Annotated in this window: 10 protein-coding genes; 3 read left to right on the forward strand and 7 right to left on the reverse strand. The window is 74.7% G+C overall.

Annotation, left to right across the window (positions count from 1 at the left end; genetic code table 11):
• Positions 1–11 precede the first annotated feature (11 nt).
• Positions 12–2024, reverse strand: a complete 2013-nt coding sequence (locus ACIBCA_RS26800) for a molybdopterin cofactor-binding domain-containing protein (RefSeq protein ID WP_396285555.1) — start codon at positions 2022–2024, stop codon at positions 12–14.
• An 821-nt stretch (positions 2025–2845) separates the two neighbouring features.
• On the opposite strand from ACIBCA_RS26800, the gene ACIBCA_RS26805 reads away from it, so the two are divergent.
• Complete coding sequence (locus ACIBCA_RS26805) at positions 2846–4117, forward strand: MFS transporter (RefSeq protein ID WP_396285556.1); 1272 nt, start codon at positions 2846–2848, stop codon at positions 4115–4117.
• Positions 4118–4132: 15 nt separating this feature from the next.
• Here ACIBCA_RS26805 and ACIBCA_RS26810 read toward each other — a convergent pair whose 3' ends face one another.
• From ACIBCA_RS26810 to ACIBCA_RS26820, 3 genes are all read right to left on the reverse strand, one after another.
• On the reverse strand, positions 4133–4429 hold the full coding sequence (locus ACIBCA_RS26810; RefSeq protein WP_396285557.1) for a hypothetical protein: 297 nt from the start codon (positions 4427–4429) through the stop codon (positions 4133–4135).
• Positions 4430–4567: 138 nt separating this feature from the next.
• Positions 4568–4819, reverse strand: a complete 252-nt coding sequence (locus tag ACIBCA_RS26815; RefSeq protein ID WP_396285558.1) for a hypothetical protein — start codon at positions 4817–4819, stop codon at positions 4568–4570.
• A 66-nt stretch (positions 4820–4885) separates the two neighbouring features.
• Positions 4886–5707 carry an MBL fold metallo-hydrolase gene (locus ACIBCA_RS26820; protein WP_396285559.1) on the reverse strand — a complete coding sequence of 274 codons (822 nt, stop codon included), beginning with the start codon at positions 5705–5707 and terminating at the stop codon, positions 4886–4888.
• Between the two features lie 102 nt (positions 5708–5809).
• On the opposite strand from ACIBCA_RS26820, the gene ACIBCA_RS26825 reads away from it, so the two are divergent.
• Complete coding sequence (locus tag ACIBCA_RS26825; protein WP_396285560.1) at positions 5810–6406, forward strand: helix-turn-helix domain-containing protein; 597 nt, start codon at positions 5810–5812, stop codon at positions 6404–6406.
• A 41-nt stretch (positions 6407–6447) separates the two neighbouring features.
• Here the strand turns inward: ACIBCA_RS26825 and ACIBCA_RS26830 are convergent, their stop codons facing one another.
• The 3 genes from ACIBCA_RS26830 to ACIBCA_RS26840 all read right to left on the reverse strand — a co-directional run bounded on the left by ACIBCA_RS26830 (position 6448) and on the right by ACIBCA_RS26840 (position 9381).
• Entirely contained in the window at positions 6448–7272 is an 825-nt protein-coding gene (locus tag ACIBCA_RS26830; RefSeq protein ID WP_396285561.1) for an oxidoreductase, read from the reverse strand.
• Positions 7273–7435: 163 nt separating this feature from the next.
• Entirely contained in the window at positions 7436–8131 is a 696-nt protein-coding gene (locus ACIBCA_RS26835; RefSeq protein ID WP_396285727.1) for a response regulator, read from the reverse strand.
• A gap of 95 nt (positions 8132–8226) precedes the next feature.
• On the reverse strand, positions 8227–9381 hold the full coding sequence (locus tag ACIBCA_RS26840) for a sensor histidine kinase (RefSeq protein WP_396285562.1): 1155 nt from the start codon (positions 9379–9381) through the stop codon (positions 8227–8229).
• A 293-nt stretch (positions 9382–9674) separates the two neighbouring features.
• Between ACIBCA_RS26840 and ACIBCA_RS26845 the strand changes: the two genes are divergently transcribed.
• Positions 9675–11879 (forward strand): MMPL family transporter, encoded by a 2205-nt coding sequence (locus tag ACIBCA_RS26845; RefSeq protein WP_396285563.1) that lies wholly within the window; start codon positions 9675–9677, stop codon positions 11877–11879.
• Positions 11880–12109 lie beyond the last annotated feature (230 nt).

Genomic DNA, 12109 nt, shown 5'->3' on the forward strand with positions numbered 1-12109 from the left:
GGGGCGGGTCCTTAGAAGCTGATCGGGAAGGAGCGCGGGCTGGTGCCCGTCGCCCGCGCGTAGGCGTTGGCGACGGCGGCGGAGGCGGCCGGGACGCCCAGCTCGCCCGCGCCGCCGGGCGGTCCGCTCGGCGGCAGAATGTGGATCTCCACCGAGGGCGGGGTGTTCTGCTGCTTGGCGTAGCGGAAGTCGGCGTAACTGCCTTCCCGGACCGCGCCGTTGTCGATGTGGTTGCCCGCCTGGAGGATCACCGAGATGCCGTCGATCAGCGCGCCGGTCAGCTGGGCCTCCAGGCCCCGGGGGTTGATGGGCTGGCCGACGTCGGCCACGGCGACGGCCCTGGTGACGCGGGGGTTGGCCCGGTCGGTGGCGTCCAGTTCGACGAGGTAGGCGGCCCGGCCGCCGTTCTCGTCGTGGTAGCCGATGCCCTGGGCCGTGCCCGGGGCCATCGGGCGGCCCCAACCGCCCTTCTGGGCGAGGGTGCTGAGCACCGTGCGCCCGGCCGCGTCGCGGACCCGGGTGAGGCGGAACGCCAGTTCGTCCTGGCCCATCCGGCGGGCGAGCTCGTCCATCATGATCTCGTCGGCGACCCGGACCATGCCCGAGTAGACCGAGCGCCAGCTGCCGGTGTGCACGTCCAGCGGCACCTCGGCGAGGAGCTGGGTGGGGATGCCGACGTCGTACGGGTTCTTCTCGGTGAGCAGGAAGAACGCCTGGGCGAGGCTGATCCCGGCGAGGGAGAGGCTGAACCCGGCGGCGGTGAGCGCCTCGCCGAGGCCGTGGCGCAGGTCGGTCTGCACGGTGGCGGCGCGGTGCTCCCAGCTGACGACCTGGCCGAGGAGCCCGTAGGTGGCGCGGATGCGGTGGTGGCTGGCGGGGCGCATCCGGCCGTGGCGCATGTCGTCGTTGCGGGTCCACATCAGCTTGACCGGGCGGCCGGCGGCCTTGGAGATCTGAGCGGCCTCGAGCGCGGCGTCGAAGAAGAGGCGGCGGCCGAAGGAGCCGCCGCCGCGCACCACGTGGACGGTCACCGCGTCCTGCGGCAGGCCGAGCTCGGCGGCGATGCTCTGCTGGGCGATGATCGGCGACTGCGAGGCGAACCACAGCTCGGCCCGGCCGGGCCGTACGTCGGCGACGGCGGTGAGGACCTCCATCGGGGCGTGGTTGACGAACGCGAAGTCGAACTCGCCGTCGAGGTACTGGGTGAGCAGCGGCGGGATGAGGAACGGCAGGTGGGCGTCGCGCAGTTTGCGCTGGATGTCGGGGGTGGACAGCTGGGCGACCGGGCCCGGGTTCCAGGCCAGGCGCAGCGCGTCCCTGGCCTTGAGCGCCTGGTAGAAGGTCTCGGCGAGGACGGCGACGCCGGTGGGGATCTGTACGACACCGATCACCCCGGGCATGGCGCGGGCGGCCGTGGCGTCCAGGGACCTGAGGGTGCCGTTGATGGTGGTCGGCCGGGCGACGACGGTGGGCACGGCGCCCGGGATCTGGAGGTCTCCGGCGTACTGGGCGCGGCCGGTGACGATGTCCCGGGCGTCGATGCGGCCGGTGGGCCTGCCGACCAGGCGCCGCTGGTCGGCGGGCTTGGGCGTGGTGGGCACGGCGGGGACGGCCACCGTGGCGGCGTCGGCGGCGAGTTCGCCGAAGCCGGCGGTGCGCCCGTCCGGGGCGATCACGGTGGAGTCGGCGGTGCGCAGCCCGGAGGCGGGGAGGTTCCAGCGGTCGGCGGCGGCGGTGACCAGCCGGGCGCGGGCGGCGGCGGCCGCGGCGCGCACCGGATCGTACAGGGAGCGTACGGAGTTGGAGCCGCCGGTGAGCTGGTTGAAGAGCAGTTCGGGGCGGCCGTCGGAGAGCGGCACGTCCACGTCGGTGAGCCTGGCGTCGAGTTCCTCGGCGACGAGCATGGCCATCGCGGTGGTGAGGCCCTGGCCGACCTCCAGGCGGGGCAGGTGGAGCACGGCCCGTCCGGCGGCGGTGACTTCGAGCACCAGCAGGTGCGAGGTCGGCAGGCCCGCGAGGATCATCGCGTCGCCGAGGTCGAGGATGTCCGGGATGCCGGGCAGGCCGAGCAGCTGCGAGGGCGCCGCGTCCTTGGCGGCGGCCGTTCCCGCGGCGGCACCGGCCGCGTTCCGTACGGCGGCGTGGGCGCGGGCGGGCGCGGCGGCGTCCAGGCCGAGGCGGGCGGCGACGGTGAGGGTGGGCGCGGCCAGCAGGTAGGTGAGGAAGCGTCGGCGGCCGGTGGTGACGGGCTCGCCCGGGGCGTTGGCGGCGGGGGTGTTGCCGCCGGGGGCACTGCCGTTGGGGGCGTCGGCGTCGGGGCGGCCGCTGGAGTCCGAGGGCGCGATGGAGGTGCTGATGGGAGGAAACCCTTCGAGCCGGTGACGGCGCCGGATCGGGCGGGCGTGACGGCCCAGGGCCCGGAGGCGGATCGCGAACGCCGTTGAGCATAGGAGCGCTCCACAGGCCGGTCAACACGGCCAAGTTTGCTCCGAGGAGCGGGAATCCGGCCCCCGCGAGGGCCCGTTCGGAGCGGGTACGGACGGCGCTTCGGCGGTACGGGCGGGGGCGCTTCCGGGGTCGATGGCAGGCAACGCCAGCTGCTCGTACGGGAGTTCAGCGCTCGCCCAGCGGTGCGGCGGAGGCCGGAAATGGCCCAGGGAAATTCAAGATCACTGGATCTGTCGGCCGGTCCACTCTGCGCCTAGTCTTGGCATGACGCCGCCACCGGGTGGTGAGCGTCACCGCGAAGGGTAGCGAAACCGCGGCCCGCGCCCCGCAGTCGGCGCGCACGCCGCGCGGCCGTGGCGCACGCCGCGGCCCGCACCCGGAAGTCGACAGGAGAGACGTGTCCGAGCCCCGCCCCGCCCGCTTCGCCCTGCTGCCACCCGCCGGGCCCCAACGCACCCTCGCCGCCGCGCAACTGGCGAGCGCGGTCGGCGACGGCGCCTACTACACCTGCTCCGCCCTCTACTTCACCCGCGTCGTCGGCATGTCGGCCACCGCCCTCGGCGCCGGACTCGCCGTCGGCTGGGCCATCGGCTCGATCGCCGGAGTCCCCCTCGGCCACCTCGCCGACCGCCGCGGCCCCCGCCGTACGGCCTTCGCCCTCGCGCTCGCCGCGGCCGTCGTCGCCGCCGCCTTCCTGGTGATCCGCTCCTACCTGCCGTTCCTGCTCGCCGTCTCCCTCTACGCCACCGCCCAGTCCGGCCTGACCGCCGCCCGCCAGGCGCTCGTCGCCGGGCTCGTCCCGCGCGCCGAACGCACCGCACTGCTCGCCCACCTCCAGTCCACCCTCAACGGCGGCCTGGCCGTCGGCGCCGCCATCGGCGGCATCGCCCTCACCATCGGCACCCGCGACGCCTACCTCGGCGCGTTCGTCGTCACCGTCCTCGGCCTGCTCGCCGGCGCGCTGCTGCTGCGCCGGCTGCCCGAAGTCCCGCCCGCCGAGGCCGAGTCGGGCACCGGCCCGCGCCCCGGACAGCGCCTGGCCGTCCTGCGCGACCGCCGCTACGCCGCCGTCACCCTCGTCAACACCGTGCTGCTGCTGCGGATGCCGCTGCTCAGCCTGATCTTCCCCCTCTGGATCGCCCAGCGGGCACCGGGCCTCGGCTGGCTCGGATCGGCCCTGTTCGTGCTCAACACCGGTGCGGTGCTGCTCTTCCAGGTCCGCGCGGCGCGCGACGTGGACGGCCTCGACTCGGCCGTGCGGGCCGTCCGCTCGGCCGGGGTGCTGCTCCTGCTGTCCTGCGCGGTCTGCGGCCTCTCCGCGCTGGACGTCCCGGTGTGGGCCATCGGCGCGCTCCTGGTCGCCGGGGCGACGCTCCAGGTCGTGGGCGAGATGCGCCAGTCCGCCGGCTCCTGGCAGCTGAGCTTCGACCTCGCCCCGCCGGAGCGCATCGGGCAGTACCAGGGCTTCTTCAACACCGGCGTCGCCGTCGCCCGCACCGTCGGCCCGCTCCTGCTCACCTCCCTCCTGCTCGACGGGGGCCTGGCGGGCTGGCTGGTCTTCGGCGCCGTCTTCCTCGCCGCCGGCTACGCCATGGGCCCGGTCGCCCGCTGGGCCGCCCGCGACCGCGACACCGTCACGGGCCCCGCGGCGGCGGTGGCCTCCGCCTGACGGGCGTCGGTGGGTTCAGGATCTCCGGTGCTCGCCGGCGGCCCAGGCGCGCAGCCGGGTGGAGGCCTCCTCCGGGGACAGTGGGCCGTGTTCGAGCCGCAGATCCTGGAGGTGGCGCATGGCCGCGCCGACCAGGGGGCCCGGCGGCAGGCCCAGCAGGGCCATGATCGCCCTGCCGTCCAGCGCCACCGGGACGTCGCGGAGCCGCTCGCGCCGCTCGAACTCCGCGGCGGCCAGCGCGGCCCGCTCCTGTTCCGCGTGCCACTGCTCGTAGCTCCCCGCCCACCGGGCGGCCTCCCGCCAGCCCTCCATGTCCTGCTCCCGGCCCAGACCGGCCTCCAGGAAGAAGTCCCGGCCGCAGGCGCCCGGGGCGACACCGAGCAGGGCCAGCGCCGTATTGATCGGCCAGCTCTCCCGGGGCCCGCCGAAGTCCCGGGTGCGGACCGGCCCTCACACCTGCTCCCCGGAGCGCCACACCGAGGCGCCCTGGTGGCCGAGGCCGCCGTGGAACCGCGCCTCCACGTGCGCGACCGTCCCACCCTGCGACCAGTGATCCAAGGGCCGCTCCTCGAGCAGCCGTTGCGTGACGGGCACCAGCCCCAGGCCCTGCGGCAGCGGGGCGACGCCTGCGCCCGGCACCCCGGCGGCCCGGCTCCTCAACAGGTCGAACCGCCCGATGACGGCGTCGAGCTCGTACGGCATCCGGGAAGCGTAGCGGCCCGGTCCGCGGACCAACCTGGCGACGCGGCCCCGGACCTCGGGGTGCGGTCAGCCGATCGTGGGTGCCAGGTACTCCAGCGCGTAGCCGTCGCCGGACGGGCTCACGCGGGCGATGCCGGGGGAGTCGAGGTGAGCGCCCGCGACGAAGTGGTCCGGCAGGGTCAGCTGTTCGAGGAGGGCCGCTCGCGCGGATCGGGCCCCGGACTGGTCGCCGTCGAACTCCCAGGCCACCCGCGGCCGTTCGAACTGGAGCGTGGGGACGTGGACGGTGTCGCCCCAGACGAGGAGGCGGCCGGCGTCGCCGGTGATCTCGTACACGGTATGGCCGGGGGTGTGGCCCGGCGTGGGGACGGCGGTGGCCCAGTCGTTGATCGCGACCCGCTCGGTCACGGGGACGACCCGGTCGCGCAGCGGTGCCAGTCGCGGTTCGGTGAACACCGGGGCGTCGCCCGCGCCGATCCAGACGCGCTCCAGCCCGGCGAACGCCTCCGAACCGCCGGGCATGACCAGGCCGCTGACGTGGTCCTCGTGGTCGTGGGTGATGGCGACGTCGGTGATGAGCGCGCGGTCGATCCCCGCCTCGTCGAGCGCCCGGTAGATCAGCCCCATGCTCGGGACGTGCCAGTTGTCGGAGGCGCCGGTGTCGATGAGCAGGGAGCGCGTGCCGTCGGTGACGAAGAAGGCGTTGACCGCCAGTCGCAGGTTGCCGCCGACCAGGGGGACGGCGGGCGGCAGCGCGTCGAGCGCGCATCCGTCCTCGCCGCGCAGCCGGGTCGGCGGCATGTCGATGTACCCGTCCCGCAGCGAGACGACCCGCAGGTCGCCGAAGGCGAACACGGCATGGTGCCGGCCACTCGAGATCACACGCATGGAACCCCCTCCGTAGCGTCTTCGATGGAAGACTCTGTCTCCTATGGGAGAAACACTACACTGGGCGATCAGCAGCGGGGCATTCGAGGATCGAGGAACACGGTGACCGGACCGCATCACGGCGACGGCGACGACCAACTGGCCGGCGCGTTCGGCGGCAACGTGCGGCGGCTGCGTGAGGAGGCCGGCCTGACGCTGGAGCAGCTCTCCGTACGGTCGGCCGTCAGCCGCGCGATGCTGTCCAAGGTCGAACGCGGCGAGAAGAGCCCCACGATCGGCGTCGCGTCGCGGATCGCCCAGGCCCTCGACGCCTCCCTCTCGGACCTGATCGGCGCACCGGCCGCCGCCGCGTCCGGCGTCGCCGTCGTCCTGCGCAAGCGCGAACGCCCCGTCTTCCGAGACCCGGAGACCGGCTTCGAACGGCACATGCTCTCCGCCGCCCCGGGCGCGGGCGGCCCCGAGCTGATCGTCCACCACCTCCCCGCCCGCGTCTCCCTGGGCCTGCTCCCCGCCTCCCCGCCGGGCACCGAGAAGCAGCTCGTGGTCCTCTCCGGCACCCTCACCGTCGCCGTCGGCGGAATCGTCGAGACCCTCGGGACCGGCGACTCCCTCTTCCTCCAGGCCGACGCCGACCACGGCTTCGCCAACCCGACGGACGCCCCCTGCGACTACCTCATGGTCATCTCCCGCCGGACCTGACCGGCGTCCCGCGGGGCCGGCGGCCGATCGTCGGAACTCGCTCAGAAGGAGGTGGAGAGCGCCACGTGCCGCCACCGGTCGAGCTCCTCGCGGACGCGGTTCAGCTTCGCCTCGATCCGCTCGACCGCGTCCGTGCCCAACTGCAGCCGCAGGGGCGGCTCCTGGGCCTCGGTGACGTCGAGGACGGCCTTGGCGACCTTCACCGGGTCGCCCGGCTGGCGGCCGTCGTAGTCGGCCATCGCCTTGCGCACCGGGCCCGTCCCCTCGACGTAGTCGGCGATGTCGGCCGGCTCGACGCGCAGACTGGAGGGGCTCAGGAAGTCCGTACGGAAGCCGCCCGGTTCGACGATCGTGACGCGGACTCCGAGCGGGGCGAGTTCGCCGTGCAGCGCCTCCGAGATGCCCTCGACGGCGAACTTCGAGGCGCCGTACAGCCCCGCCCCCGGGGCAGTGGCGAAACCGGCCACGGAGCCGATGTTGAGGACGTGCCCGGAGCGCTGGGCGCGCAGGGTGGGCAGGGTCGCCCGCAGGGTGTTGAGGACGCCGAACACGTTGACGTCGAACAGGGCGCGCACCGCCTCGTCCGAGCTCTCCTCCACCGCGCCGAGCAGGCCGTAGCCGGCGTTGTTGACGACGACGTCGATCCGGCCGAACCGGGCCAGCCCCGCCTCCACGGCGGCGGCCAGCTGCTCCGGGTCGGTCACGTCCGCCTCCGCCGCCAGCAGGGCGTCCGGCCGCGGGTGCGCGGCGAGTACGGCGGAGGCGTCCCGCGCCGTGGCGATCACGCTGTGGCCGCGCTCCAGCGCCTGGCGGGTGATCTCCGCGCCGAGGCCCCGCGAGGCCCCGGTGACGAACCAAACGCTCATGATGTCTCCCCGTTGTTGCGATCCGTTACGACAGCCCGTCGGGATCGGGCCGTTCGGGCCGTCCCGATGCGCGGACGGACCGAGGCTAGGTGTTGGAGTGCGCTCTAGATCAACACCGGGGGGACGGGTTTCCTGGATTCGGGGCGGAGACGGGAGGCGCGCCTCACGACGAACGCGCGGTGACCAGGCCCGTCTCGTAGGCGGCGATGACGGCCTGGGCGCGGTCGCGGACGTCGAGCTTGCCGAACAGGCTGGTGATGTGGTTCTTCACCGTCGACTGGCTGATCTCCATGGCCAGCGCGATCGCCGCGTTGTCCAGCCCGGTGGCCATCAGCCGCCACACCTCCGCCTCGCGGGGCGTCAGCTCGGCCCGGCAGACGACCGCCGGCGGCTCCGGCGCCGGGGCGGGCGCCCGGACGTAGGCGGAGATCAGCCGGGTGAGCAGACGCGGGGCGACGGCCGCCTCCCCGGCGTGGACGGTGCGGATCGCCGTGGCCAGCTCCTCCGGGGAGACGTCCTTGGGCAGGAACCCGTGGGCGCCGGCGCGCAGCGCGGCCACCACGTACTCGTCCATGTCGAAGGTGCTGAGCGCCAGCACCCGGCAGTCGGGCAGGGCCCGGGCCAGCTCGGCCGTCGCGCCGACGCCGTCCAGGACGGGCATCCGGATGTCCATCACCACGACGTCGGGGCGCAGCCGCAGGGCGGCGGCGACGGCCCGCTCGCCGTCCTCGGCCTCGCCGACCACCTCGAAGGCCGGGTCGGGGGAGAGGATCAGCGACAGGCCGCGCCGCACGAGCGGCTGGTCGTCCGCGATGAGCACCCTGATCGGCGCGTCGGGGGCCGTGGGGTACGGGCTCATGTCGTCGGGGGTCCTGGGGTCGGGGGTCCTCGGGTCGGGCGTCGGGTCGGGGGTCCTGGGGTCGGGCGTCGGGTCGGGGGTCGTGGCGTCGGCGCTCACCGGGCCGCCAGCCCGGTCTGGACGGCCGCCTCGGCGGACTCGGCGGCAGTCAGCGGCAGTTCGGCCAGTACGGTGAAGCCGCCGCCCGGCCGGGGGCCCGCCTCCAGGGTGCCGCCGTGCAGGGCGACGCGCTCGCGCATGCCGACCAGGCCGTAGCCGGCCCGGCCGGTGGGCTCGGGCGCGGGCGAGCCCCCGCCGTCGTCGCGCACCTCCACCGTGACCCGGTCCGGGTGGTAGGCCAGGCGGACGTCGGCCCGCGCGGAGCCCGCGTACTTACGGGCGTTGGTGAGGCCCTCCTGGACGATCCGGAACACCGTCAGGCCGACGGTCGGCGGCAGCGGCTGCCGGGGCCCGTCCACGGTCAGCTCGGTGGGCAGCCCGGCCAGGCAGGACTCGTCCACCAGCCGCTGGACGTCCTCCGCCCCGGGCTGCGGCGCGGGCGGGGCGTGCTCCGGCTCGTCGTCGTCGGCCCGCAGGACGGTCAGCAGCTGGCGCATCTCGCGCAGCGCGAGGCGGCCCGACGACTCCAGGGTCACCAGCGAGTCCCGGACCACCTCCGGCCTGCCCAGGTTCGCCCGGGCGCCGCCCGCCATCAGCTGCATGGTGGTGATGTGGTGGGCCACGATGTCGTGCAACTCCCGTGCGATGCGCCGTCGTTCGTCCGCCACCGCGCGGTCCGCCAGCAGCTGGCGGTTGGCCGCCAGCTCGCGCTGCCACCGCGCGACGCCGAGCCCCGCGCCGGCGACCATCACGGCGGCGGCGACCGTGGAGAACACCGCCGCCCAGGACGGCAGGTGGAAGTGGCTCTGGCTGAGCGACACGACCACCGTCGTCACGGCCGAGGCCGCCGCCGTGTCCCGCAGCGGCCGGTACCGGCCGACCGAGTACAGGGCGACGGTGAGCACCGCGCCGAAGTGGCTGGTCGTGGGGACGAACTGGTCGATCGCCGCCTGGATCACCAGCACGACGGCGAGCATCTCCAGCGGGCGCCGTTGCCGGGCCAGCAGCGGCAGAGCGGACAGGGCGACGAGGAGGAAGCCCGGAACGGTCACGTGGTGGCCGTCGGCCACCTGGCCGATGAGCAGGTGCCCGAGCAGGTCGATCATCGTGACGATGACCACCAGCAAGGCGTCCGCCTGGCTCCAGGGCATCGGCCCCCACACACGGCGCGCACGCGCGTCCATCTCATCCCTCCCGGCCGACCGGCTCTGACCAGCCCATTCTCTCACCGGCCCGCCGGCCCCCAGCTCGTCCCCACGGCCGAAGCCGCACGGGCGGACCCAGGACCACGGTCCCGGTCGCGGCCCCGGCGGGGGAGCCCGGCCCCCGGTGCGGATCGTCCCCGGCTCGGACGTCCGGCCCCGTTTCGACTGATGGTCTGGAGAAGGCCCGGGAAACCCCGGCGCCGAAGCCGACGTACGCGTCGACGAGCCGGAGGAACACGTTGATCCGCGCACTGACCGGATTCGCCACGAGACACGCGTGGAAGGTCATCGCCCTGTGGGGCGTCCTCGCCATGGGGCTGGGCCTCCTGGGCCCGATGCTGATGCCCCGGGTGACCCAGTCCCAGACCGGGGACTTCCTGCCGAAGAGCTACGACTCGGCCGCCGCGCTGCGCATCGCCGAGGACAACTTCGGGGTGCGCCCGGACGCCGTGACCATCACCGTGCTGGTCGCCCGGGCCGACGGCGCGAAGCTGGGCGCCGCCGACCAGAAGAAGATCGAGGACGGCGCGGCCAAGCTCGCCAAGCGCCGCGTCCAGATGCCCCGGAAGGCGGACGAGCCCGACTTCCTCGTCAAGGACCACTCCCAGACGCCCCGGATCGCGCCGGCGGCCACCGCGCCCGACCGCAGCTTCGAACTGCTCACCGTCGAACTGACCGGCAACCCCTCCGAGGAGGGCGTCCAGGGCGTCTACAAGAACTTCCGCGAGGGCGCCCGCACCGAGTTCGGCGAGATGGGCATGCGCACCGGCTTCACCGGCTCCATGGCCCAGATGTCCGACACCGTCGAAGCCAACAAGACCGCCACGACCGTCGGCGGCGCCCTCGTCATGGGCCTGATCGTGCTGCTCAACGTGCTGGTGTTCCGCAGCGCGCTCGCGGCCGTGCTGCCGCTGCTGGCGGTCGGCCTGATCGGGGCGGCGGCCAGCGGGGTGGTGGCCGGCGCGGCCGAGCTCACCGGCCTCAAGCTGGACGCCAACACCCCGAGCCTGATCTCCGTCGTCCTGCTCGGCATCGGCATCGACTACCTGCTGTTCCTGCTCTTCCGCTTCCGCGAACACCTGCGCTCCCGGCCCGACCAGCCCGCCCGGGAGGCGGCCGCCGAGGTCTCCGGCCGCGTCGGCACCGCGATCACCTCGGCCGCGCTGACCATCGTCGCCGCCTTCGCCACCCTGGGCGTGGCCTCCTTCGGCCAGTTCCGCGCGCTCGGCCCGGCCATCGCCCTCGCCGTGCTCGTCATGCTGCTCGGCAGCCTCACCCTGATGCCCGCCCTGCTCGCCGCCTGCGGCCGCGCGATGTTCTGGCCCTCCCGCAGCCTGCGCCGCGCACCCCGCGAGGGCTTCGCCGCCCGGTACGGCCGCTTCCTCGCCCGCCGCCCGCTGGCGGTCCTGGCCGCCTCCGTCGCGCTGCTCGGCACGCTGGCCGCCGGGGTGGTCGGCGTCCGGATGGACTACAGCCTCGGCGAGGACTCCTCCACGCCCGCCGCCGCCACCGCCGCCGAGATCGCCCGCGCCCTGCCGGCCGGCGTCTCCGACCCGACGACCGTCTACCTCGTCGCCAAGGACGGCTCCACCCTCGACGCCGGACGCTTCGACGGCCTCGCCAAGGCGCTGAGCGGCGTCGAGGGCGTCGGGCGGGTCGCTCCGGCCGTCCTCAGCGACGACCACCGGGCCGCGCGGATCGACGTCTCCCTGAACGTCGACTCGCAGAGCGACCGCGCCCGCGCCCTCGCCTCCGGACCGGTCCGCGCCGCGGTCGCCGCCCACGCTCCGGCGGGGACGGTCGGTCACGTGGGCGGCACGGCGGCGATCTTCGCCGACGTCGCCGACGCCGTGGACCACGACCTCGCCGTGGTCTTCCCCGTCGCGGCCGGGCTGATCGCGCTGATCCTGCTCCTCCTCCTGCGCAGCCTGCTCGCGCCGGTGGTGCTGATGCTCGCGGTCGGCCTCGGCTTCGCCGCCACCCTCGGCGCCGCCACCCTGCTCTTCCAGCACGGACTGAACCGGCCGGGCGTCAGCTTCACGCTGCCGCTGGTGCTGTTCCTGTTCGTGGTCGCCCTCGGCACCGACTACAACATCCTCATCACCGACCGCATCCGCGAGGAGATGGCCCACCCCGGCCCCGCCCGGGCCGCCGTGGCCCGCGCCGTCCGGCACACCGCCCCCGCGGTCGCCGCGGCGGGCGTGGTCCTGGCGGGCTCCTTCGCGACCCTGGTCGCCACCCCGGGCAGCGAGCAGATGGCCTTCTCCCTGACGGTCGGCATCCTGCTCTCCGCCCTCGTCCTCTCCCTCGCCGTCGTCCCCGCCCTCGCCGCCCTCCTCGGCCGCACCCTCTGGTGGCCCCTCCGCCCCACCCCACCCCAGCCCCCCACCCCCCGCCACGTCCCCCCGCCGACCTCCGCCCCGCACCACCTCTCCACGCACTGACGGCATCCACCCGCTTTGCCTCGCTGCGCAGGAAGTCGGCCCGCCCGACTTCCTGCGCAGTGCTTCTGTGGTCTGGCCTCGACCCCGCCGACGCCGGCCCCGCATCGCCTCAGCACGTGCTGGCGGCGCCCGTTCCCCCGCTGCGCAGGAAGTCGGCTGGCTCGACTTCCTGCGCAGTGCTTCTGTGGTCTGGCCTCGACCCTCGCCGCGTCTCCCCGCCGACGTCGGCC

Origin of the sequence: Kitasatospora sp. NPDC051170 (assembly GCF_044455705.1) — a bacterium.
Lineage (GTDB): Bacteria > Actinomycetota > Actinomycetes > Streptomycetales > Streptomycetaceae > Kitasatospora.

Excerpts from the sequence above, each read along its gene's own strand:
- ACIBCA_RS26830 (WP_396285561.1), bottom strand. The coding sequence starts at position 7,272 with ATGAGCGTTTGGTTCGTCACCGGGGCCTCGCGGGGCCTCGGCGCGGAG.
- ACIBCA_RS26810 (WP_396285557.1), bottom strand. The coding sequence starts at position 4,429 with ATGGAGGGCTGGCGGGAGGCCGCCCGGTGGGCGGGGAGCTACGAGCAG.
- ACIBCA_RS26835 (WP_396285727.1), bottom strand. The coding sequence starts at position 8,131 with ATGAGCCCGTACCCCACGGCCCCCGACGCGCCGATCAGGGTGCTCATC.
- ACIBCA_RS26820 (WP_396285559.1), bottom strand. The coding sequence starts at position 5,707 with ATGCGTGTGATCTCGAGTGGCCGGCACCATGCCGTGTTCGCCTTCGGC.
- ACIBCA_RS26840 (WP_396285562.1), bottom strand. The coding sequence starts at position 9,381 with ATGCCCTGGAGCCAGGCGGACGCCTTGCTGGTGGTCATCGTCACGATG.
- ACIBCA_RS26800 (WP_396285555.1), bottom strand. The coding sequence starts at position 2,024 with ATGATCCTCGCGGGCCTGCCGACCTCGCACCTGCTGGTGCTCGAAGTC.
- ACIBCA_RS26815 (WP_396285558.1), bottom strand. The coding sequence starts at position 4,819 with ATGCCGTACGAGCTCGACGCCGTCATCGGGCGGTTCGACCTGTTGAGG.